General features: G+C 72.3%; 20 protein-coding genes. 8 read left to right on the forward strand and 12 right to left on the reverse strand.

Annotated elements, in window-relative coordinates:
- Positions 1–77: 77 nt before the first annotated feature.
- The 6 genes from AB0M80_RS36980 to AB0M80_RS37005 all read right to left on the reverse strand — a co-directional run bounded on the left by AB0M80_RS36980 (position 78) and on the right by AB0M80_RS37005 (position 4,974).
- Complete coding sequence (locus AB0M80_RS36980; protein ID WP_364574248.1) at positions 78–944, reverse strand: Ku protein; 867 nt, start codon at positions 942–944, stop codon at positions 78–80.
- Between the two features lie 96 nt (positions 945–1,040).
- Positions 1,041–2,267, reverse strand: a complete 1,227-nt coding sequence (locus AB0M80_RS36985; protein WP_364574249.1) for a styrene monooxygenase/indole monooxygenase family protein — start codon at positions 2,265–2,267, stop codon at positions 1,041–1,043.
- 23 nt (positions 2,268–2,290) lie between these two features.
- Positions 2,291–2,917 (reverse strand): ATP/GTP-binding protein, encoded by a 627-nt coding sequence (locus AB0M80_RS36990; RefSeq protein ID WP_364574251.1) that lies wholly within the window; start codon positions 2,915–2,917, stop codon positions 2,291–2,293.
- A complete protein-coding gene (locus AB0M80_RS36995; protein ID WP_364574253.1) occupies positions 2,892–3,266 on the reverse strand; it encodes a DUF742 domain-containing protein in 375 nt (124 codons plus the stop codon). The genes AB0M80_RS36990 and AB0M80_RS36995 overlap by 26 nt, the downstream gene beginning before the upstream one ends.
- Positions 3,267–3,289: 23 nt before the next feature.
- Positions 3,290–3,727, reverse strand: coding sequence for a roadblock/LC7 domain-containing protein (locus AB0M80_RS37000; protein ID WP_013227092.1), 438 nt, complete (start codon positions 3,725–3,727; stop codon positions 3,290–3,292).
- Positions 3,724–4,974, reverse strand: coding sequence for an ATP-binding protein (locus tag AB0M80_RS37005; protein ID WP_364574255.1), 1,251 nt, complete (start codon positions 4,972–4,974; stop codon positions 3,724–3,726). Before AB0M80_RS37005 ends, AB0M80_RS37000 begins: the two co-directional genes overlap by 4 nt.
- Before the next feature lie 397 nt (positions 4,975–5,371).
- Between AB0M80_RS37005 and AB0M80_RS37010 the strand changes: the two genes are divergently transcribed.
- The 4 genes from AB0M80_RS37010 to AB0M80_RS37025 are packed head-to-tail and all read left to right on the forward strand — an operon-like array spanning position 5,372 to position 10,893.
- Positions 5,372–6,034 (forward strand): TetR/AcrR family transcriptional regulator, encoded by a 663-nt coding sequence (locus tag AB0M80_RS37010; RefSeq protein WP_364574257.1) that lies wholly within the window; start codon positions 5,372–5,374, stop codon positions 6,032–6,034.
- Positions 6,028–7,761, forward strand: a complete 1,734-nt coding sequence (locus tag AB0M80_RS37015; protein ID WP_364574259.1) for an ABC transporter ATP-binding protein — start codon at positions 6,028–6,030, stop codon at positions 7,759–7,761. Before AB0M80_RS37010 ends, AB0M80_RS37015 begins: the two co-directional genes overlap by 7 nt.
- Complete coding sequence (locus AB0M80_RS37020; protein ID WP_364574261.1) at positions 7,758–9,770, forward strand: ABC transporter ATP-binding protein; 2,013 nt, start codon at positions 7,758–7,760, stop codon at positions 9,768–9,770. The genes AB0M80_RS37015 and AB0M80_RS37020 overlap by 4 nt, the downstream gene beginning before the upstream one ends.
- Positions 9,771–9,825: 55 nt before the next feature.
- Entirely contained in the window at positions 9,826–10,893 is a 1,068-nt protein-coding gene (locus AB0M80_RS37025) for a DNA polymerase ligase N-terminal domain-containing protein (protein ID WP_364574262.1), read from the forward strand.
- A gap of 69 nt (positions 10,894–10,962) precedes the next feature.
- Here the strand turns inward: AB0M80_RS37025 and AB0M80_RS37030 are convergent, their stop codons facing one another.
- The 4 genes from AB0M80_RS37030 to AB0M80_RS37045 form a co-directional block, all read right to left on the reverse strand.
- Complete coding sequence (locus tag AB0M80_RS37030) at positions 10,963–11,340, reverse strand: SPW repeat protein (RefSeq protein ID WP_364574264.1); 378 nt, start codon at positions 11,338–11,340, stop codon at positions 10,963–10,965.
- Positions 11,341–11,433: 93 nt separating this feature from the next.
- The gene (locus AB0M80_RS37035; RefSeq protein WP_364574266.1) at positions 11,434–11,943 is read right to left on the reverse strand and encodes a hypothetical protein; all 510 of its coding nucleotides are present in this window, start codon (positions 11,941–11,943) and stop codon (positions 11,434–11,436) included.
- 102 nt (positions 11,944–12,045) lie between these two features.
- On the reverse strand, positions 12,046–15,000 hold the full coding sequence (locus AB0M80_RS37040; protein ID WP_364574268.1) for a BTAD domain-containing putative transcriptional regulator: 2,955 nt from the start codon (positions 14,998–15,000) through the stop codon (positions 12,046–12,048).
- A 105-nt stretch (positions 15,001–15,105) separates the two neighbouring features.
- On the reverse strand, positions 15,106–15,810 hold the full coding sequence (locus AB0M80_RS37045) for a DJ-1/PfpI family protein (protein WP_364574270.1): 705 nt from the start codon (positions 15,808–15,810) through the stop codon (positions 15,106–15,108).
- Between the two features lie 97 nt (positions 15,811–15,907).
- Between AB0M80_RS37045 and AB0M80_RS37050 the strand changes: the two genes are divergently transcribed.
- Together AB0M80_RS37050 and AB0M80_RS37055 are read left to right on the forward strand one after the other, a co-directional pair.
- A complete protein-coding gene (locus AB0M80_RS37050; protein WP_364574271.1) occupies positions 15,908–16,885 on the forward strand; it encodes a GlxA family transcriptional regulator in 978 nt (325 codons plus the stop codon).
- A 201-nt stretch (positions 16,886–17,086) separates the two neighbouring features.
- A complete protein-coding gene (locus AB0M80_RS37055; RefSeq protein ID WP_364574273.1) occupies positions 17,087–18,700 on the forward strand; it encodes a YibE/F family protein in 1,614 nt (537 codons plus the stop codon).
- Position 18,701: 1 nt separating this feature from the next.
- On the opposite strand, the gene AB0M80_RS37060 is transcribed toward AB0M80_RS37055, so the two are convergent.
- Positions 18,702–19,343, reverse strand: coding sequence for a hypothetical protein (locus AB0M80_RS37060; protein WP_364574347.1), 642 nt, complete (start codon positions 19,341–19,343; stop codon positions 18,702–18,704).
- Positions 19,344–19,345: 2 nt separating this feature from the next.
- Positions 19,346–19,867, reverse strand: a complete 522-nt coding sequence (locus tag AB0M80_RS37065) for an MBL fold metallo-hydrolase (protein WP_364574275.1) — start codon at positions 19,865–19,867, stop codon at positions 19,346–19,348.
- 148 nt (positions 19,868–20,015) lie between these two features.
- On the opposite strand from AB0M80_RS37065, the gene AB0M80_RS37070 reads away from it, so the two are divergent.
- Both AB0M80_RS37070 and AB0M80_RS37075 read left to right on the forward strand, forming a co-directional pair.
- Entirely contained in the window at positions 20,016–20,891 is an 876-nt protein-coding gene (locus tag AB0M80_RS37070; protein WP_364574277.1) for a peptidylprolyl isomerase, read from the forward strand.
- Between the two features lie 169 nt (positions 20,892–21,060).
- Positions 21,061–21,876, forward strand: a complete 816-nt coding sequence (locus AB0M80_RS37075; RefSeq protein ID WP_364574279.1) for a hypothetical protein — start codon at positions 21,061–21,063, stop codon at positions 21,874–21,876.
- Positions 21,877–21,926: the final 50 nt, after the last annotated feature.

Raw genomic sequence — 21,926 nt, forward strand, 5'->3', positions numbered from 1 at the left:
ACCTCGTTAGTGTTAGCACATCGCCAAGCCCGTGTACACAGCTGCATACACGATCGGGTTACCCCGGGACAGCGGCCTCAGGCGGACTTCGGCGCCCGCTTGCGGGCGGCGGGCTTCTTCTTCGCCGGTTTGGCGTCCTCATCGGACGCCTCCGAAGAGGACTGGCGCGACTTCTTGGCAGCGTCCACACTGGCCTGAAGCGCCGCCATCAGGTCGACGACGTCGGCCTTGGCCGTGACCGCCGCGGGCTTGGTCGTCTCGTCCCCCGCGACCTTGGCCTCGATCATCTCCTCGAGCGCCTCGCGGTAGTGGTCGCGGTACTTGTCCGGCTCGAACACCGGCTCGGCCAGCGAGTCGATCAGCGACCCGGCCATGGTCAGCTCCTGCGGCCGGATCTGCGGCGGGTCGTCGCGCAGGAACGGGAAGTCCGGTTCGCGGACCTCATCCGGCCACAGCATCGTCGTCATCACCAGCACGTCGGCGTGCACGCGCAGCACCGCCATGCTCTCCCGCTGCCGGACCGCGACCTTCGCGACGGCCACCTGGTTCGACTTGTGCAGCGCGTCCCGCAGCACGAGGTACGGCTTCACCGCGTTCTTCTGCGGCTCCAGGTAGTACGTCCGGTCGTACTGGATCGGGTCGATCGACTCGAGCGGCACGAACTCCAGCACGTCGATCGTGCGCTGGGTGGTCAGCGGCAGTTCGGCCATCTCCGCGTCGGTGATCACCACCATCTCGCCGTCGGGCAGCTCGTAGCCCTTGGCGATCTCGGCGTAGGGCACTTCCTGGCCGTCGATCGTGCAGAACCGCTTGTACTGGATGCGGCCGCCGTCGGCCTCGTGCACCTGCCGGAGGGAGACGTTCTTGTTCTCGGTGGCCGCGTACAGCTGGATCGGGATGCTGACCAGCCCGAACGACACCGAGCCCTTCCACATCGCCCGCATGCCACGCACCTCCGATGTGCCACCCTGTCGCCTTCACGCTACGTGACAACCGTAGCCCGAATCGTCCCTCCGCGACAGTGCAGCGCCTCCGGCGATCTAGACCTCTGCCAGGTACTTCTCCCAAAGTGCGGGGTCCATGAACCAGTGCCGGAAGTCGGTGGGGTCGGCGAATCCGTTCACGAACCGCTTCGCCACCGTGGGATTCCGGCTCGCCACCCCGAGGATCTGGAGCACGTGCGGGGGCGGCGGCAGGAGCAGGGCGTTCGTCCAATCGGTCACGTGCCGGGCGTACTCCCAGTAGCGCTCGAACGTCGCTTCCATCCACGCCGCGTCGAACGGCCGGTCACCGCGGGACAGGATGGCGTCCAGGTAGGTCGCCGCGCAGTGGCTCGCGTTGTTCGAACCCTGCCCGGTGATCGGGTCGTTCGCCACGACGACGTCGGCCATGCCCAGCACGGTCGCCCCGCCCGGCAGGGTGCCCACCGGGTGGCGGACCACCGGCGGGTACCCGCCGGCCAGGGTCGCCTTCGCGTCGGTCAGCTCCGCGTCGCGGCAGCGGTCGTACTCCCACGGCACGAACTGCCGCATCAGGTCGAGCACGCGCTTGAAGTGCTCGTCCGGGCCCGGGTGGTCGTCGAAGCAGTCCAGCGGCCCGCCCGGCACCCCTTCGAAGAAGAGGATGTCGCAATTGCCGCTCAACGTGTACGCCGGGATCATGAACAGCTCGCCGACGCCGGGGACGATGTTGAACCGCACCCCCACCTTCTCCGGGTGCTCCGGCCGCCGGCCCACCCCGTGGGCGTAGACCAGCGAAAGCGCGCGCATCGGCCGCGTGTACGGTGACCGCTCCGGCACGCGGTCGAACAGCTGGACCAGCTCGCCCTTGCCGGCCGAGATGATCACCAGGTCGTACAGCCGGGCCAGCGCGTCCAGTTCGGACGTCATCACGCCGTGGATGACGAGCTTGCCACCGCGGTCTTCGAACAGCTCCAGCCAACCGGCCATCTTCACCCGCTGGTCGACCGACTGCGCTGGGTGGTCGAGCTCGGCGAACCAGTCGAGCGCGCGGCCGCCGTCCGGCGCGGCCACCGACACGCCGAGGCCTTCGACGTCGACGGTCTCGGTCTCCCACAGGTTCAGTCCGAGGTCCCGCTCGTGCTGCAGCGCGTCGTGGAACATGCACTGCGTCGACATCACCCGCCCGGTCCGGATCTCCTCCGGCGTCCGCGCCGACATCACCGTGACGTCGTAGTCCTTCGCCTGCAGCCCGAGGGCCAGTTGCAGGCCGGACTGCCCGGCGCCGACGATCAGGACCTTGCGCATGGAGCTCTTCACCTTCCGGGGACTCAGGCGTGCGGGGTGCTGCCGGCGAGTTCGCGGCCCGCCGGGCCGGAGAGCACCGCCAGCGACAGCGTGTGGCCGACCAGCTCGGTCAGGGTGGCGATCGTCGACGCGCGGTCCCGGGCGTCGCAGGTCACCAGCGGGACGGCCGGGTCGAGCGCCAGTGCGTCGCGCACCTCGTCGAGGTCGTGCTCCGGCTTGCCCTCGAACTGGTTGACCGCCACCACGAACGGCAGCTCCGAGTCGTTCTCGAAGTAGTTGATCGCCGCGAACGACTCGTCGATCCGGCTGGTGTCGACCAGCACGACCGCGCCGAGCGCGCCGCGGCTGAGGTCGTCCCACAGGAACCAGAACCGCGCCTGCCCCGGTGTGCCGAACAGGTACAGCAGCAGGTCCGGGCGCAGCGTGATCCGCCCGAAGTCCATCGCCACGGTGGTGGTCGACTTGTTGCCGGGCGGGAGGTCGTCGACGCCTTCCCCGGCCTCGGTCATCCACGCTTCGTTGCTCATCGGCGGCACTTCCGACACCGCACCGACGAAGGTGGTCTTGCCGACACCGAATCCCCCGGCGACGACGATCTTCGCGGAGATCGTCAGCAGATCGCCCTCAGGCGGGGAGCCGCTTGAGCCCATCAAGGATCCTCTCGAGCACGTTGGTGTCGTGGTGGTAGGCGTGCGCGGTGGGGTGGACGAACACCGCCCCCTCGGAGGCGAGGTCGCCGAGCAGCACCCGCACCACACCCAGCGGCAGGTCCAGCCCGACCGACAGCTCGGCGACCGAGCACCGCACCCGGGCCCGTTCGTAGAGCGAGCGCGACTCGGGCATGAGCGTGTCGCTCAGCGCGGGGTCGTACTGCGGCACCGAGATCAGGGTCTCCACCAGCAGCTGGTGGCGGGTGCCGGTACGGCCGCCGGTCAGCGCGTACGCGCGGATCCGGCGGCTCCGGCGGGGCAAGGGGGTGTCCTGTCTGGACACGGGCATCACTTCCTCGTCCGGCACGGGCGTCACATCCGGGGCCGGCGCGCGGTCAGCACCTGCCGCAGCTCCGCGCGCACCTCGGGGGTGAGCGCGTGGCCGGCGTTGGTGATGAACTGGGTCATCTCGTAGGCGACCACCTTCATGTCCGCCTCGCCCGAGGTCAGCACCGCGAGCCCGGCACCCGATCCGATGCCCATGAACAGGAAGTAGCCGTGGGTGAGCCGGATGATGATCTGCTCGCAGGCGCCCTTCCCGAACAGGGCCGCGCTGTTGCCGGCCAGGGAGAGCAGGCCGCTGGCGATCGCGGCGAGCTGCTCGGCCTCGGCCTCGCCGACCGAGTCCGACGCGGTGAGCGGGAAGCCGTCCACGCTCATGATCAGCGCGTGGCTCACGCCGTGGACCTTGCGCACGAAGTCGTCGAGCAGCCAGGCGAAGTTCGCCGTGGCCGGGTGGGGGGCGCTCACCGGGCGGTTCCTCCGGGCGTCTCGTCCTGCCGGGTGCGGTTCTCCGCGAGCGCGGCCTGCTCGCCGTCGGCGAACGCGCCGAGGTCGGCGAGCAGCCGTTCGTGCCCGGACGCGGCGGTGTCCCGGGCCGGTGGCGGCGGCGGTGGCGGCGGTTCCGGTGCGGCACCGCGGATGCTGCCGGGCACGCGGCGCGGCAGGCCGTTCGCCGTGGTCCCGCCGACGGCCCGCTCGACCGGGCGCGGCCGGGGGCTCGGCTTGCGCGGCGGTGGCTCCTGCTGCTCCCGCGGGCGGGTGCCGGAGCGGCGGCGCGGCAACCCGCCGACGGCGGCCGGCTCGCGACCGGCCCCGGCCTTGACCGGTTCGATGGTGACGGTCCGGGTGCCCGACCACGCGTGCTCGGCGAGCTCGGTCACCACGCCGGTGGGCAGCAGCACGGTGGCCACCGTGCCGTTGGGGCTGCGCCGGTCGAGCCGCACGGTGACGCCGTGCCGGGCGGCCAGGCGGGCGACCACGGCGAGCCCCATGTGCCGCGCCGCGGCGTCGTCGAGGTCACCGCCCGCGGCCAAGCGCACGTTGAGGTCCCCGATGCGGTCGGCCGGGATGCCGATGCCCTCGTCCTCGATCCGGACGAGCACGCTGCCCTGTTCGGTCAGGTGCGCGCTGACGTGCACCGGCGAGCTCGGCGAGGACTGGTTGGCCGCGTTGTCGAACAGCTCCGCCAGCACCCGCCCCAGGTCTTCCGCGGCGAAGCCGACGACGCCGAGGTTGACCACGCGGCCGATGGTGATCCGGGCGTAGTGGTTGATCGAGGACATCGCCTCGCGCATGAGGTCGAGCACCGAGGTCGCGCGGGCGGCGTCGTCGGCGGTGTCCTGCCCGGCCAGCACGCGCAGGTTCTCGGCGTTGCGCCGCAGCCGCGTGGCGAGGTGGTCGAGCTGGTAGAGCTCGGCGAGGCGGTGGTGGTCCTCCTCCCCCGCCTCCAGTTCCTCCAGCCGCGCGAGGAGCTGGTCGAGCAGGTTCAGGTCACGCAGGGCGACGCTGGCGCAGATTTCGGCCAGCACGCCCTCGCCCGCCGGCGCCGTGGCCGGGACCGGCCGCGACAGCTCCGTGATCGCCGGTCCCGCCGCGGGCGCGGCCGGGTACGCAGGGTGCTTCGGGGGCGCGGTGAGGAACTGCGCGGCGGCGACCCGCGAGCGGTCCAGCAGGACGCGTGATCGATCCAGGAGTTCCCGGGCCCGGCTCGCCATGTGGTCCCACTTCTTCCTTGCTCAAGGGCGGAAACGACTGTGCTGCGGAGATGACCGTGCTGTGAAAATGACTGTGCTGTGAACGACTGCGGTACGCCGACCCCGGCGGCGATGCGGGACATGCAAGCAGAAAGGTTCGTGGGATGTCCACAGCGGGTCCCCATGTGATCGCGGTGAGTAAGCGGAATTTCGCCACGTCGCTGCTGGTGAGCGCAGGGGATTAGGCCATTTGGTTCATTTTTGCAAGTTGCGGGTCGCAACACTGCGCACACGGCCGTCGCTCCGCCCGCCGAATCGGGATGCGGCCGCGAAATCGCCGGTCGTGTCCGATTCGTCCCAAACTTGCGTGGCGCGCACTTTTTTGCGTGACCCGCAAGTTTTTCGCTACACTCTGTTCATGCCGCCGGACGAACCACCGAAGCTGACCCTGCGGGAGCGGAAGAAGCGCGAAGCGCGCCGGGCCCTCGCGCAGGCCGCGCTGCGGCTCACGCTGGAGCGCGGCCTGGAGAACGTCCGGGTGGAGGACATCGCCACCGAAGTGGGCGTCTCCCCCCGCACGTTCAACAACTACTTCTCCAGCAAGGAGCAGGCGGTCTGCTCGGTGGTCGTCGACCGCCACGAGGGGATGCGCGAAGCCCTGCTCGCCCGGCCGGAGGGCGAGCCGCTCTGGGAGTCCGTCAAGCAGGCGGTGCTCGAGCAATATTCACGTGAAGGCGAGCCGGATCGCGCGTATGTTGCGCGTATCCGGGAGCTGATGGGCCGGCTCATGCTGCGTGGCGAATTCCTGAACGCCCACGCGGCGGTCGAGCGGGTCCTCGCCGAAACGATCGCGAAACGGGTGGGCGGTGTGGACCACCTGCTGTGCCGGCTGATGGCCTCCTCGGTGGAAAGCGCCGTCCGCGTCGCCTTCGTCAACTGGTTCACCGAAGGCGAACCGCTCCTGCCGACCCTGGAGCGGCTGCTCGACGAGCTGGCCACCGGGATGCCGACCCTGACCGGCGGCACCGCACCGAAACCCGAACCGAACGCCACCACCGCACTGGGGGAACCGTTGTGCTAATCAAGCTCCTGCGCAGCCACCTGCGCCCGTACCGGGGCACGCTGTGGGTGATCGTCGTCCTGCAGCTCGTGCAGACGATCGCCATGCTCTACCTGCCGACGCTGAACGCCGACATCGTCGACAACGGCCTGATCAAGGGCGACATGCCCTACATCATGCGGATCGGCGCGATCATGCTCGCCGTCACGCTGGCCCAGATCGCCGGCTCGATCGGCGCGGTGTACTTCGGCGCGCGCACGGCGATGGCGATCGGCCGGGACATCCGCGCCGGCGTCTTCCACCGGGTGCAGGACTTCTCGGCCCGCGAGGTCGGCCAGTTCGGCACGCCGTCGCTGATCACCCGGACCACCAACGACGTCCAGCAGATCCAGATGCTGGTGCTGATGACGCTGACGCTGATGGTGTCCGCGCCGATCATGTGCGTCGGCGGCATCATCCTGGCGCTGAACCTCGACGTGCCGCTGTCGTCGCTGCTGCTGGTCATCGTGCCGGTGCTGGCCGTCGCGGTCGGGACGATCATCGCCAAGATGCGGCCCGCGTTCCGGCTGATGCAGGTCCGGATCGACCGGATCAACCAGATCCTGCGCGAGCAGATCATGGGTATCCGCGTGATCCGCGCGTTCGTCCGCGACGCCCGCGAACGCGCGCGCTTCGACGTCGCCAACGACGAGCTGCTCACCGTGTCGCTGCGGGTCGGGCGGCTGATGGCGCTGATGTTCCCGATCGTGATGCTGGTGATGAACGCCTCCAGCGTCGCGGTGCTGTGGTTCGGCGGGCAGCGCATCGACTCCGGCAGCATGCAGATCGGCGCCATGACGGCGTTCCTGTCCTACCTGCTGCAGATCCTGATGGCCGTCATGATGGCCACGTTCATGTTCATGATGGTGCCGCGCGCGGAGGTCAGCGCCGAGCGGATCAGCGAGGTCCTCGACACCGAGTCGAGCGTCCGCCCGCCCGTGTCGCCGATCCGGCTGGGCACGGTGCGGGGGCACCTGGAGCTCTCGGGCGTCGAATTCCGCTACCCCGGCGCGGAAAAGCCGGTGCTGCAGGACATTTCCCTGATCGGGCGGCCGGGTGAGACCACCGCCGTGATCGGCTCGACCGGCACCGGGAAGACCACCCTGCTCAACCTGATCCCCCGGTTGATGGACGCCACCCGCGGCACGGTGAAGGTCGACGGTGTCGACGTGCGCGACCTCGACCCGGCGGTGCTCGCCCGCGCGGTCGGGCTCGTGCCGCAGAAGCCGTACCTGTTCGCCGGCACGGTGGCGAGCAACCTGCGGTACGGCAACCCGGACGCGACCGACGAAGAGCTGTGGCACGCGCTGGAAGTGGCCCAGGGCAAGGACTTCGTCGAAGCGATGGCCGAGGGCCTCGACGCGCCGATCGCCCAGGGCGGCACGAACGTCTCGGGCGGCCAGCGGCAGCGGCTCGCGATCGCCCGGATGCTGGTGCACAAGCCGGAGATCTACCTGTTCGACGACTCGTTCTCGGCGCTCGACTACGCGACCGACGCGGCCCTGCGCCGCGCGCTGGTGTCGGAGACGAAGGACGCGACGGTGGTCATCGTCGCGCAGCGGGTCAGCACCATCCGGGGCGCCGACCGCATCATCGTCCTCGACGAAGGCCGCGTCGTCGGCACCGGCACCCACCACGAACTCATGGACGGCAACGAAACCTACCGGGAGATCGTGCTGTCCCAGCTCACCGAACAGGAGGCGGCGTGAGCACCACGGAATCGCCCGAGGCCGCCGTCACCGACGCCGGCGAACGGCCGACCGCCCAGCGGCACCGGAACACCGGGGCCGCGGCCGCCGGACCGGGTGCCCGCTTCATGGGCGGCGGCGCACCACCCGAGAAAGCCCTGGACTTCAGGGGATCCCTCAAGCGGCTGCTGCGGCTGCTCAGACCGCAGCGGGCCGCGCTCATCGGCGTCCTCGTGCTCGGCGCGGCCAGCGTCACGCTGACCGTGATCGGGCCGAAGATCCTCGGCCAGGCCACCGACGCCATCCTCGCCGGCGTGCTCGGCAAGCAGGTGCCACCGGGCGTCACCAAGGAACAGGTCGTCGCCGGCCTGCGCGCCCGCGGCGACAGCACGCTCGCCGACATCTACAGCCGCGTCGACCTCGTGCCCGGCGTCGGCATCGACTTCGACAAGGTCGGCCAGATCCTGCTGACCGTGCTGGCGCTGTTCGTCATCTCGTCGTTCTTCGGGCTCATCCAGGCCCGGCTGACCACGACCCTGGTCCAGCAGGCGGTGTACCGGCTGCGCCAGGAGGTCGAGGACAAGTTCGCGCGGCTGCCGCTGAAGTACTTCGACCGCCAGCCGCGCGGCGAAGTGCTCAGCCGCGTCACCAACGACATCGACAACCTCGCGCAGTCGCTGCAGCAGACGCTGTCGCAGATCGTTTCGTCGCTGCTGACGGTCGTCGGCGTGCTGATCATGATGTTCCTGATCTCGCCGCTGCTGGCGCTGATCGCGCTGCTGACCGTGCCACTGTCGGCGGTCGTGGCCGCGAAGGTCGGGAAGCGGGCCCAGCCGAACTTCATCAAGCAGTGGTCGACGACCGGGAAGCTCAACGCCCACGTCGAGGAGATGTACACCGGGCACGCGCTGGTCAAGGTGTTCGGCCGCCGCGACGAGTCCGCCGCGATCTTCGACAAGCAGAACGAAACGCTCTACCAGGCGAGCTTCCGGGCGCAGTTCATCTCCGGGATGATCCAGCCGGCGATGATGTTCATCGGCAACCTGAGCTACGTGCTGGTCGCGGTGATCGGCGCGCTGCGCGTCGCGTCGGGCAGCCTCACGCTCGGCGAGGTGCAGGCGTTCATCCAGTACTCGCGCCAGTTCAGCCAGCCGGTGACGCAGATCGCCAGCATGGCGAACCTGCTGCAGTCCGGCGTCGCTTCGGCCGAGCGGGTGTTCGCGCTGCTCGACGCCGAGGAGCAGGGCCCGGAGCCGGCGGACCCGCAGCGGCCGTCCGTGGTCCGCGGGCGCGTCGAATTCCAGGACGTCTCCTTCCGCTACCTGCCGGACAAGCCGCTGATCGAAGACCTTTCGCTGACCGTCGAACCCGGTCAGACGGTGGCGATCGTCGGCCCGACCGGCGCGGGGAAGACGACGCTGGTCAACCTGCTCATGCGGTTCTACGAGCTCGACAGCGGGCGGATCACGCTCGACGGCGTCGACATCGCGCAGATGAACCGCGAGGAGCTGCGCGACCAGACCGGCATGGTGCTGCAGGACGCGTGGCTGTTCGGCGGCACGATCGCCGAGAACATCGCCTACGGCGCGGACGACCCGAGCCGCGAAGAGATCATCGACGCGGCGAAGGCGACGCACGTGGACCGCTTCGTGCGGACCTTGCCGGACGGCTACGAGACGGTGCTCGACGACGAGGGCGGCACGGTCAGCGCCGGTGAGAAGCAGCTCATCACGGTGGCGCGGGCGTTCCTGGCCCAGCCGGTGATCCTCATCCTGGACGAGGCGACGAGCTCGGTCGACACCCGCACCGAGGTGCTCATCCAGCGGGCGATGAACTCGCTGCGCAGCGGCCGCACGAGCTTCGTGATCGCGCACCGCCTGTCGACCATCCGCGACGCGGACGTGATCCTGGTGATGGAACAGGGCCGCATCGTCGAGCAGGGCGACCACGAAACCCTGCTGCACAGCGGTGGTGCCTACGCCCGGCTGTACGCGGCGCAGTTCGCCGAAGCGATGGCGGAGACGGAGTGACGTCGTCGCCCCGGTACCCTGGACGCTCGCGAGCGGAAGGGGGACCGGGGCGGCGATGGCGGACAAACTCGAGGAATACCGCGGCAAGCGGGCCCGTGACCGTACCTCCGAGCCCTGGCCGGACGGCCCGCCGGCCCCCGGGGACAACGACCTCTTCGTCATCCAGGAACACCACGCCACCCGGCTGCACTGGGACTTCCGGCTCGAACGCGACGGCGTGCTCGTGTCGTGGGCGGTGCCGAAGGGGCTGCCGCTCTCCCCCGGCGTGCCCCGGCTCGCCGTGCACACCGAAGACCACCCCATGGAATACCTCACCTTTTCCGGCGAGATCCCCGCGGGCGAGTACGGCGGTGGCCGGATGACCGTGTGGGACACCGGGAAGTACGAAACCCTGCACTGGAACGACCACAAGGTCGAGGTCGTCTTCCACGGCGAACGCGCGCGCGGCAAGTACCTGTTCCTCAACCGGCACGACGAGGACGGCCGCGACTGGACCCTGCGGCGCCTCGACCCCGCCGAACCCGGCCACGAAGACGCACCCGAATTCCTGGAGCCGATGACGGCGGTCCCCGGCGCGCTGCCCGCGGACGACGACGAGTGGGCCTACGAATTCGCCTGGGGCGGCCTGCGCACGATGCTGCTGGTCTGCGGCGGCCGCGTCACCGCGCACGACGACACCGGCGCCGACGTCACCGGCCGCTACCCCGAGCTGCACAAGCTGGGCGAGCAGCTCGGGTCCACGGAAGTGCTGCTGGACGGCGAAGTCGTCGTGGTGAAGGACGGCAAGCCCTACCCGGCGGGCCTCGACGAACGCCGCCGGGCCGACGGCGCGGCCGCCAAACGGCTCAAAACCAGCTGCCCGGTCTTCTACTTCGCCGCCGACGTCCTGCACCTCGACGGCCGGGCGACGCTCGAGCTGCCCTACACGAAACGCCGGGAACTGCTGGACGGCTTGGCGGTCGAGGATCGGCACTGGCAGGTTCCGCGGTACTACCTGGGCGGCGGCGAGGCCGTCACCGGGGCCAGCCGTCAGCACGGCCTCCCCGGCGTCGTCGCGAAGCGGGCCGACAGCCCGTACCGGCCGGGCGGCGGCGCGGGCGACTGGCTGCTCATCGAAAACTGAGCCCGCTGCTCAGCGCGGCCGGCACGCGCCATCACCGGCGCCGGCGGCCTCTGCCGCGCGAACGCCCGCTCAGTCGCGCCGGACCAGCGCAGCCACCCCGGCCACCACGACCACCACACCCGCCACCACGTTGCCGATGAGCGCGGCCGTCGACGGCGGTGTCTCTCCCGCGTGGCGCAGCAGCCACGGCGAAAGCGCCACCCAGGCACCGAGGACCGGAACCACCCAGCCCAGCAGGCGAACCCGCCGCGTGGCCGCGCGGGCGATCGCCAGCGCGATCAGCACCAGGCCGACGATGGTGTCGCTGAGGGCCAGCACGCCCGCGCCGCCGAAGCCGGCGATCCAGGGGGCGAGCACGAGGTAGAGCCCGGCCAGCAGGACGAGTCCGGCCGCCACGCCGATCACCGCCGTGCGGTGCCGCGGTGCCGGGGTACTGGGGGATGTCATCTCCTCACCTCCACCCGGAGAGGTACCCCGTCGTCGCCGTGGGTAACCGGGGCCTGCCCGCAGCCCTCGATGCCGGCAGGCCCCGGTGCCGGCTCAGCAGCCGCAGGTGTAGTACGTGATGTCCCAGTGGTTGCCCTCGTCGCAGTAGAGGTTGCCGGAGCCCGCCTTCCACTGCGGGTAGCCGTCGCCGCGCAGGCCGATGTAGCCGAAGCTGTTCTTGATGTAGGCGTCGATGCAGCTGTTGTGCGCGATGTCCACCTTGTAGCCGTTCCAGTGGCTGTAGGTGCCGGACGCGTGCCCGGTCTCGGTGCCGCCGGTGATGTTGACGGCGCAGCCGCTGGCCCGCTTCAGCGTGATGACCCCGCTGACCGTGCTCTGGTTGATCTGCTCGTAGGACGTGCAGGTCGAGACGTTCCGGTTGGTGCAACCGCCGCTCGACGAGTGCGTCACCCCGGCCGCCGACAGCTGCGACGCGGCCTGCGCCTGGGTGAGCTTGGTGACCTCGACGCTCGCCGACGCGGTGCCGATGGTGGCGAACACCGCCGTCGCGGCCGAAGCGGCCAGCCCCAGTGCCACCCGCGCCAGCATCCGTTGTCCCGGCATGACTTGCCTCCTCGCCCTGCGATGATCCGAACGCCGGTGAGCCAAAACGGGACGGCCATAACTTCGCCAAACGCCGCGGGTGCGCGCCGGGCGTGGCCGGGCTCAGGTCCTGATCTTCGTCAAGACTTCACGGGTCCGGTCCCGGTCCGGAGAGGCACTGGTGACGGCGTTGAGCTCCCGCAGGGCCCGCAGCTCCCACAGCGGGAACCCGAGCTCGCGGAACAAGCCGGCCGAGGTGCGCAGCAGCCGGGCCGCCTCGCCGCCGTCGCCGTCCTCGGCCTGCGTCCGCCCGAGGCTGAGCAGGGCGTACCCGGCGCCGCGGCGGTCGCGCAGCTCCCGGAACACCCCCATCGCCGCCAGCAGGTGCTGCCGTGCGCCCGCCGGGTCGCCGGCGCGGCGACGGGCCTCGGCGAGGCTGCGGTGGGTGTAGGCGGCGGCGTGCCGGTGCCCGATCTGCTCGAACAGCGCCAGCGACCGCGTCAGGCAGCGCTGCCCGTCGGCGAGTTCCCCGGCGTCGGTGTGCAGGTCGCCGAGGCTGCGCAGGACGTGCGCCTCCCAGTGCCGCTCGCGGGTGCGGACAGCGCCACCGAGCGCACCGGTGAGCAGGTCGGCCGCCTGGTCGAGGCCCCCGTGCCGGCGCAGGACGTCGGCGTAGCGCTTCGCGGCCTGGTCGTGCCGGCGGCCGTCGTCGCATTCCCGGGCGAGCAGCATGCTCACTTCGAAGCTCTCGACCGCGCGCCGCACGTCACCGATGTCCTCGGTCAACGAACCCAGCTGCGCCGCGGCGGCCGCTTGCCCGCGGCGGTCCCCGCAGTCGCGCAGCAGGCCGAGGGCTTCCCGCAATTCGGCTTCGGCGGCCCGCGGATCACCGCCGTCGAGGTGGATGTCGGCGAGCGCGGCCAGCACCGCGCCGGTGCCCTGCGGGTCGTCGAGGGCGCGGAAGCGGTGCTCGGCCATGACGAAGTAGTTCTGCGCCCGGCGCCAGTGGCCGTGCTGGCAGTACACCGTCCCGAGGTTGTAGAGCTGCTCGGCCTCCGCGCGCGGGTCACGGCGGCGGCGGGCCGCGACCAGCCCGAGCACCGAGACGGCGCGGGCGGCGTGGCCGAGCCAGGGGGTGCCCGCCAGCGCCGTGCAGGCTTCCGCGAGCCGTCCGGTCAGCTCGTGCCAGCCGTGCGCGCCCGCCAGGCGGACGGCGGCGGCGAGGTGGCCGGTCTCCTCGGCCGCCCAGCCCGCCGGGTCGGCCGCGATCCGCCGGGCGAGCGCCGGATCCGGCTTCGGCAAGCCGGGTGCCGGGCGGCCCCGGGCGTGCTCGGCGAGCGCCAGCGCGGCCTCGCACGCACGGCGCAGCGCGGCCTGGCCGGTGTCCGCCGGGCCTTCGGCCAGCACCAGCCGCACGAACGGGGACACCGCCCACCGCGTTCCGGCGGGGTCCAGCAGGTGGGCGGCGGCCAGCGCGTCGAGCCGGTCGCGGGCCTCGGCCGGTGGCCGGTCGAGCAGCGCCGCGGCGCACCAGTCCGGGACCGGGCCACCGAAGGCGGCGAGCAGCCGCAGCAGCGAGACCTCGGCGGCGGACCGCTCCCGCAGCGCCGAGGTCACCACGGTGCGGACGCCGAGGTCGCCGGCGGTCAGCTCGTCGAGCCGGCGGCGGTCGTCGGCCAGCCGCGCGGCGAGGTCGGCGACGCGCTGGTTCGGCCGCGTCGCGAGCTTCACCCCGGCGATCCGGACGGCGAGCGCGAGCCCGGCGCAGTGGCCGAGAAGCCGTTGCACCGCTTCGGGTTCTTCCCGCAGCCGCGCCTCCCCCGCGATCGCCGCCAGCAGGGCCCAAGAATCCTCTGTGGACAGTTGCGGCACCGGGATCGCCCGTGCCCCGCACAGTCCCGGCAGCTCCCGGCGCGCGGTGACCAGCGTGGCGCAGCCCGGCCCGCTCGGCAGCAGGGCGCGCACCTGGGCTTCCGATGCGGCGTCTTCGAGCAGCACCAGCAGCCGCCGGTCGGCGGTGTAACCGCGCCACAGCCCGGCCAGTCCCGCGCGGTCGGCCAGTTCCGCGGGTGTCGCGCCGAGCCGGCGCAGGAACCCGGTCAGCACGGCCGCCGGCTCGGCGGGTGTCCCGTCCGGTGCGCGCAGCGAGGCGGTCAGCTGGCCGTCGGGGAACCGGCGGCGGGCCCGCCAGGCGGCCTGGACCGCCAGCGCGGACTTGCCGGCCCCGGCGGCCCCGTGCAGCACCACCGGAGCCGGGCCCCGCAGCGCGCGGGCGACGTCGGCGAGCTCGGCCGCGCGCCCGGTGAAGTCGGGCACCGCGGGCGGGAGCTGGGCGGGCGGGCCCGGCGTCGTCCACTCCGTGCCGGCGATCCGCCGGTACACCGCGACGAGGTCGGCGCCCGGCCACACGCCCGCCTCGTCCCACAGCGCCCGCCGGGTCCGGCGGAGCACCTCCAGGGCCGATTCCCGGCGGCCGACGGCGCCGAGCGCGGCGGCCAGGCGGGCGGCGAACCGCTCGTCGGCGGGCCGCGCCGCGACCACCGGGTCGAGCCGCTCGACCACCGACCGGCCGTCGCCGTCGGCGAGCTCCAGCTCGACCAGCTGCAGCAGTGCCGCCGACCGCCGGTCCTCCAGCCACAGCTTGTGCGCCTCCAGCAGCGGCCCGCCCGCGACGTCGGCGAACGCGTCGCCCCGCCAGCACGCCAAGGCCCGTTCGAGCGCGCGGCGCCGCTGCGCCCGGTCGTCGGCGCCCGAGGACAGCAGCGTCAGGAACTCGTCCGCATCCAGCTCCCCCGGTTCGACGGCCAGCGCGTAGCCCCGCGACCCGGACCGCAGGCGCTGCCCGGCCTCGGCGGCGCCGAGACCGGGCGAGAGCGTCTTGCGCAGCTTCGACACGGTGACCTGCACGATCGCCGCGGCGCTCGACGGCGCGCCGTCCGGCCACAGCTCGTCGACCAGGGTGTCGCGGCCGACGAACTGGCCGGCCCGGGTGAGGAGGACGGCGAGCAGCCGCCGCGGCTGGGCCGCCGACGGCAGCGGGACGGTGGCCGTCAACGGGCCGAGGACCTGGAACCGCACGGCTACAACACCCCACCCGCGAGATCACCTGATCGAGCGAGCTGAATCTAACCGTCCGAGGCGTCCGGGGAACCCCGATCACCCGGATGGCCGACGACGTTCGCCTCAGGCGTGCGCGAGCAGCTTCGCCAGCAGCACCGGGTTCCCCGCCAGCCCTTCGCGCAGCGTGTGCTCACGCAATGGCTTCAGGTCGCCGTACGGTGGGTTCGCCCAGTCCAGGCCGCCCTGCGGCGGTTCGGGGTCGTACTCGATGGCGAACTGGATGTTCGTCGCGACCTGCCGTCCGGCCAGCCGTTCCGCCAGGTGCAGCGCCAGGTCGATGCCCGCCGAGACGCCCGCCGCGGTGATCACCGGGCCGTCCTCGACCCACCGCCGCGCGACCGGGGTCGCCCCGAGGCCGGCGAGCAGGTCGCGGAACATCCAGTGCGTCGTGGCCTGCCGGCCCTCGAGCAGCCCGGCCGCGCCGAGGATGAGCGAGCCGGTGCAGACCGACGTCACCAGCTCGGCGCTCTCGGCCGCGGTGCGCAGCCAGGCGAGGAGGTTTTCGTCCGACATCGCGTGCAACGTCGGCACCGTGCCGCCGGGCACCAGGACCGCGAAGGGGGACGGCACTTCGTCGAACGTGTGGCTCGGGGCGATCCGCAGCGGCGTGTCCGTGCCGGTGGTGTCCTTCGTGGCACCGACCACGACGGTCCGGAAATCGGGGTTCATCTGGGCCAGCACGCTCAGCACCTGCAGCGGGCCGACGAGGTCGAGGGGCGTCAGCCCCGGGTACACGACGAAGGCGATGGTTTTCTGCTCAGCGGTCATGCCGTCACCGTGGCGGGACCGCGGGCCCCGCGTGGCGCGGATGTCCGAATTCCTGCGAACCACGTCCGAGCGCCGGTCCGGCTGCTAGCGTTCGATCATGCCAGGCTCACCCAGACGGGTCACGATCGTCGGTTACGCCGACGCGGAGCTGCTGGACATCGCCTGCCCCGCCGATGTGTTCGACGCCGCCAACCGGCTCGGCGCACGGCCGCCGTACGACCTTCAGCTGGCTTCGGTCGACGGGCACAGCATCCGCACCGGCTCCGGGCTGACGCTGCAGCCGCACCTGCGGCTCGACCAGGTCGCCGGCGATCTGGACACGCTGGTCGTCGCCGGTGGCTGGGGCAGCACGGCCGCGGCGGCCGACGAGCGCGTCCTGGCCCACGTCCGGCGGCTCGCGCGGACCAGCCGCCGGGTCGCGTCGGTGTGCACGGGCGCGGAGGTGCTCGCGGCGGCGGGGCTGCTCAACGGCCGCCGGGCGACGACGCACTGGCGGTACGCCGCGCGGCTGGCCAGGGACTACCCGTCGGTGACGGTGGACCCGGTGCCGCTGTTCGTCCGGCACGGCAACGTGTACACGGCGGCCGGCGTGACGAGCGGGCTCGACCTGACGCTGTCGCTGGTGGAGGCCGACCACGGCCCGTCGCTGGCGCGCGAGGCCGCCCGCGCGCTGGTCACCTACCTGCAGCGGCCGGGGAACCAGGCCCAGGTCAGCCTCTTCCTGGCCGGGCCGCCGCCGGAGCACCGCGAGGTCCGCGACCTGACCGCGTACATCGCCGAGCACCTCGACGACGACCTCGGCACCCCGGCGCTCGCCGTCCGCGCGGGCCTCAGCACCCGCCAGCTGACCCGGCTGTTCGACGCCCACCTCGGCACCACACCCGGCCGGTACGTCCGCACGATCCGCACCGAGCACGCGGCACGCCTGCTGTCGGGCACCGACCTCCCGCTGGCCACGATCGCCCGCCGCTGCGGCTTCGGCTCGACGGAAACGCTGCGCCAAGCCTTCCTCGACCACTTCGACACCCCGCCGTCGGCCTACCGCCGCGTCCACGTCCGCCAGGCCTACGGCTAAGCCCCGTGTCGTCCATCGGCGTACGCGTGTCGTCCACCCGAGTACGCGTGTCGTCCGTTGCGGTACCGGACCGCGCGGGACGACACGCGTGCCTGGATGGACGACACGCGTACTTGGCTGGACGACACGGCGCACCGGGACGAACCGGGCCGTCGGCGGCCCCTCGCGTGGGGTGCGGAATCCCGCTGTCAGGATGTGCGGGTGGACCGCCCTGACCTCGACGACGACGAAACCGGCCCGATTCGCCGGATCACGGACGAGGTGTCCCCTTCGCCGGGCCACGGGACGTCCGGAACGCCGGGTACACCCCGGAAACCGGTCCGTCGGACGCCGCCCGAGGGCACCCGTCGCGCGGCCGATCCCGCCCGCCGCCGGACCGACACCGGGCCCCAGCGGGTTCCGGCCGGTTCCACCGGCGCCCGGCGAATTCCCCCCGCGGCCAAGCGAGCCGATTCCGGACCTCAGCGCGCTGCGCGCCCCGCCGACACCGGGCCGCACCAGGTCCCCGAACCCGGCGCCCGGCCCCGGCGCAAAGCCGCGGCAGAGACCGGAACCCCGGAACCCGCGCACACCGGACACGGACACGGACACGGGCACGGCCACGGACCCGCCGCCCCGGCGTCGCGGCGCGTGCGGCTGCTGCTGATCTGGCTGCTCGCCCCGCTCGCCCTGGCCACCGTCGTCGGGATGATCGTGCTGTACCCCTGGGGGAAGCCGTCGCCGACGAGCGTCGTTCCCCAGGGCGCTCCCGTGCACGCCGCCGTCAGCGCCACCAACACCGGCCCGTGCCTCGCCCAGGGCCAGGTGCAGGTCGGCGATCAGACGGACCCGAACGCGAAACCGTGCCTGACCGTCGAGCTCACCATGACCGACGGGCCGGCGGTCGGGAAGCCGTTGCGGCTGACCGTGCCGATCGAGCCCAGTACCCCGCGCTTCGCCGCCGGTGACGCCGTCGTGCTCGCCTACAACGGCGGGAACGCCGCCGATCCGGCGAGCTTCCAGCTGGTCGACTTCCAGCGCGGTACCCCGCTGCTGGTGCTGGCCGCGCTCTTCGCCGTCGCCGTGCTGGTGCTCGGCCGCTGGCAGGGCATCGCCGCGCTCGTCGCGCTCGGCCTGTCCTTCGTCGTCATCGCGCTGTTCATCCTCCCGGCCATCCTCGCCGGGGAAAACCCGCTGGTGGTGGCCATCGCCGGCGCGGGCGCGATCATGTTCATCGCGCTGTACCTGACCCACGGGCTGTCCGCCCGGACGTCCGCGGCCGTGCTCGGCACGCTCGTCAGCCTCGCCCTCATCGGTGTCCTGTCGGCGATCTTCTCCGCCGCGGCCTCGCTGACCGGGCTCGACGACTCCACGTCGACGCTGATCGGCTCGCTCGGCCACGGCATCGACGCGCGCGGGCTGCTGCTCGCCGGCGTCGTGATCGGCGCTCTCGGCGTGCTCGACGACGTCACCGTCACCCAGACCAGCGCGGTGTGGGAGCTCCGCCGCGCCAACCCCGACCTGACGTGGCGCGAGCTGTACAGCGCGGGCCTGCGGATCGGCCGGGACCACGTCGGTTCGGCGGTCAACACCCTCGTGATGGCCTACGCCGGAGCCGCGCTTCCCGTGCTGCTGTACTCGTCGATCTCGGGGGTCGGGCTCGGCGCCCTGCTCGGCAGCGAGGACATCGCGCAGGAGATCGTCCGCACGCTCGCCGGCAGCGTCGGCATCGTCGCGGCCGTCCCGGTCACCACCGTGCTGGCCGCGCTGATCGCCGCACGCGAGCCGGCCGGGCACCTCGCCGGCACCACGAAGGCCGTGACGGCCCCGTCGTGACTCAATCCAGCGTCGCCACGAACCGGCTGACGGCCTCCATCGTGAAGCGCTGCACGTACTTGCCCGACGGCGCCACCGACGCCAGCCGGTAGAGCGGCCGTTCCGCCAGGCCGGAACCACGCGCCTCCGCCTTCAGCTCGGCGACCAGCAGCTCGCCGAACACCAGGCCGTTCGCCTCGGTGTTGTTCATCAGCGCGTTCCCGACCTTGCGCAGCTGCAGGATGCCCAGCTCGCGCCCGCCGGTCCCGGAGAACACGGCCAGGTCCACCTTGGCCACCTTCCCCCGCTGTCCGGCGTTGACCAGCAGGCTCACCGTGCGGTTGCCCCGGACGTCGCCGACGACGAGGTCGAGGCGGGTCGCGGTGACCAGGTCGACCCGGCGCAGCCCCCACGTCCGCACGAGCAGCGTCGAGCCCTCCAGCCAGACGCGGCGCCGGATGCTGACCGCCATCACGTACAGCAGCGGCAGGGCGATCACCAGCGCGACGACCAGGCCGGCCACCGTGCCGCCGATCAGGCCGGCGATCCCGCCGAACGCCGCGGCGACGATCACCACGCCGATCAGGCCCGAAATCCCGCGGCGACGGCGTCCGCGCGGGTCCTCCTCGAACAGCGCCAGCCGCTCGGTCGGCTCCTGCGCCATGCTCACGCCCCCGTCCCGGCGAGGAACGGGTTGCCCACGCGTTCCCGGCCGATCGTCGTCGCCGGGCCGTGGCCCGGCAGCACCACCGTGTCGTCCGGGAACACCGCCAGCAGGTCCCGCACCGCCTCCGCCACGTCCCCGCGGCCGATCGACCCGGCGAACAACGTGTCGCCGGTCAGCGCGAGCCGGCCGCCCTCGGCCGTCTCCACCGCGAGGACCACCGATCCCGGGGTGTGGCCCGGCACGTGCCGGACGTCGACGTCCAGCCCCGCGAAGGACCCCGGCTCGAGCGGCACGCTGTCGCCGCCGTAGAGCGGGGCGTCGGCCGGGTGCAGGTGCAGCGGGACGCCGTGGGCCTCGGACAGCTCCGCGGCCGAAGCGACGTGGTCCGGGTGCCCGTGGGTGGCCAGCGGCGCGGCCGCCTCCTCCCCCGGATCCACGACCACGCACGGCCCGCCGGCCGCCTTCGCCAGCAGGTAGCAGTTGGCCTGCAGCGGGCCGCTGCCGAACCCGACGACGAGCACCGAACGCCTCCAGGACCTCCGCGCCGGATGGCGCCGATCACGATCGGGTTGAGACTAGCGGGCCCTGTACATGGTCCTCACAGGCTGTGCCCATACACTGCCGCTACCTCAGACGTGTGACACGAGCGGAAACCTGGGAGGGTACGGGGTGGCGACCAACCAGCAGCGCCGTGAAGCTGCGAAGCGCAAGCTCGAGCGGCAACTCGAGCGCCGATTGGAGCAGCAGAAGCGACGCCGGATGATCGGGGCTGGTGTGGTCGGGGTGGCCGTCCTCGTCGTCGCCGGTGTCGTGGTGTGGATTGTGAGCGCGAACAGCGGCGACAGCACCACCGCCGCAGCGTCGTCGTCCTCGGCCGCCCCGCCGCCGACCGACCTCCAGATCCCCACGCAGCGCACCGCGCTGCCGAAGCGGGCGACGCCGTTGCCGAACCCGACGACGTGCGACTTCAAGGCCGACGCGACGGGCAAGGCGCCGAAGAAGGTGAACGTGCCCGACGGCAAGAACGTCCCGTCGACCGGCACGGTGAACGTGACGCTGAAGAGCACCGCGGGCGACATCCCGCTGACGCTCGACCGCGCGCTCGCCCCCTGCGCGGTGCAGAGCTTCATCAGCCTCGCGAAGCAGAACTTCTACAACGACACCATGTGCCACCGGCTCGGCACCGAGGGCCTGCAGATGCTGCAGTGCGGTGACCCGGCGGCCACCGGCGACCCGTCGGCCGACGGCCAGGGCGGCCCCGGCTACACGATGCCGGACGAGGCGTTCCCGGAGATCAAGTACGGCCGCGGCATCCTCGCCATGGCGAAGACGCAGGCCCCGAACTCCGGCGGCAGCCAGTTCTTCATGGTCTACGGCAGCGCCGACGGCCTGCCCGCGGACTACTCGGTGTTCGGCAGCATCAGCGACGAGGGCCTGAAGGTGCTCGACGCGGTGGCGAAGGCGGGCATCGCGAACCCGAACCCGCAGGACGGCACCGGGGCGCCGACCAAGCAGGTCAAGTTCACCGGCGTCACCGTCCAGTAGCGGCGCCGCCGAGAACGTCTCGAATGGCTCGTTCCCGTCGCGCGCGACGGGAACGAGCCATTCGTGTCGGTACACCGCCCGGACAAGATCTGAACCACGTCCGCGCCGGCCCCGTGTACCAGGGCAACACCGTCCGACCCGCCGGGGTCGCCGGGGAGAGGTGCCGACGATGGCCGAAAACGGGATCCGGGCGGTGCGCCGCGTCCTCGGGCGGGCCGGCCAGGCCGGCTGCGCCGGGGTTCTGTTCGCCGTGCTCGCCGGCGGCCCGGCGCTCGCGCAAACCGCTCCGCCACCTCCGCCGTCGGTCAAGTACTTCGTCGTGCCGCACGCGGACAACCCGGCGGACATCACGCTGTTCAAGATCGCCGAACGCGCACTCGGCGACGGGCAGCGCTTCCCGGAGATCTTCCGGCTCAACCAGGGCCGCCCGCGGCCCGACGGCACGCCGTTCACCGATCCCACGCAGATCGAGCCCGGCCAGGTGCTCCAGCTGCCCGAGGACGCCCGGGATCCCGCGGTGCGGTTCGGCCCGCTGCCCGCGCCACCGCCGGCCGCCCCCGCGGCGAACCCGGCGCCCGCCGAAGAACCGTCCGGTCTCGGCGCCGGGCCGGCTTCGATCGTCAGCGGCTCCGGTGGCTTGCTGACCGGCCTGCTCGCCGGGCTCTGGTGGCGCCGCCGTCCGCAGCTGCTCCCGCCGCCGCCGTTCGGACCGCCGCCCGCGCGCGAGGAGGACGACGACGGCTCCGGCTCGGTCAGCGGGACCCTGCCGCTCCCGATCGTGGTGCCCGAGCCGCGTGCGGACGTCGTGTCCCACCCGGAGCCGATCACCGCCGAGCACGCGATCATCGTGCTCGACACGGCCGAAACGCAGGTCATCGCCGCGATCCGGCCGGGCTCGCGGTTGCACTTCCGGATCGGCCAGGAACCGGACTTCGCGGACAGCTCCACCGTCCTCGTGGTCGACGGCGAGGGAGACGCCTCCTGACCGCGTGGCGTGCGGGCGGGAGCACTCTGCGCTGAACGGATCAACCGGCG

This window comes from Amycolatopsis sp. NPDC051045 (genome assembly GCF_040682955.1).
Lineage (GTDB): Bacteria > Actinomycetota > Actinomycetes > Mycobacteriales > Pseudonocardiaceae > Amycolatopsis.

Excerpts from the sequence above, each read along its gene's own strand:
- AB0M80_RS36995 (WP_364574253.1), bottom strand. The coding sequence starts at position 3,266 with ATGCCCGTGTCCAGACAGGACACCCCCTTGCCCCGCCGGAGCCGCCGG.
- AB0M80_RS37050 (WP_364574271.1), top strand. The coding sequence starts at position 15,908 with ATGCCAGGCTCACCCAGACGGGTCACGATCGTCGGTTACGCCGACGCG.
- AB0M80_RS37005 (WP_364574255.1), bottom strand. The coding sequence starts at position 4,974 with ATGGCGAGCCGGGCCCGGGAACTCCTGGATCGATCACGCGTCCTGCTG.
- AB0M80_RS37010 (WP_364574257.1), top strand. The coding sequence starts at position 5,372 with ATGCCGCCGGACGAACCACCGAAGCTGACCCTGCGGGAGCGGAAGAAG.
- AB0M80_RS36990 (WP_364574251.1), bottom strand. The coding sequence starts at position 2,917 with ATGGGCTCAAGCGGCTCCCCGCCTGAGGGCGATCTGCTGACGATCTCC.
- AB0M80_RS37035 (WP_364574266.1), bottom strand. The coding sequence starts at position 11,943 with ATGCCGGGACAACGGATGCTGGCGCGGGTGGCACTGGGGCTGGCCGCT.
- AB0M80_RS36980 (WP_364574248.1), bottom strand. The coding sequence starts at position 944 with ATGCGGGCGATGTGGAAGGGCTCGGTGTCGTTCGGGCTGGTCAGCATC.
- AB0M80_RS37025 (WP_364574262.1), top strand. The coding sequence starts at position 9,826 with ATGGCGGACAAACTCGAGGAATACCGCGGCAAGCGGGCCCGTGACCGT.
- AB0M80_RS37060 (WP_364574347.1), bottom strand. The coding sequence starts at position 19,343 with ATGGCGCAGGAGCCGACCGAGCGGCTGGCGCTGTTCGAGGAGGACCCG.
- AB0M80_RS36985 (WP_364574249.1), bottom strand. The coding sequence starts at position 2,267 with ATGCGCAAGGTCCTGATCGTCGGCGCCGGGCAGTCCGGCCTGCAACTG.
- AB0M80_RS37075 (WP_364574279.1), top strand. The coding sequence starts at position 21,061 with ATGGCCGAAAACGGGATCCGGGCGGTGCGCCGCGTCCTCGGGCGGGCC.
- AB0M80_RS37045 (WP_364574270.1), bottom strand. The coding sequence starts at position 15,810 with ATGACCGCTGAGCAGAAAACCATCGCCTTCGTCGTGTACCCGGGGCTG.
- AB0M80_RS37030 (WP_364574264.1), bottom strand. The coding sequence starts at position 11,340 with ATGACATCCCCCAGTACCCCGGCACCGCGGCACCGCACGGCGGTGATC.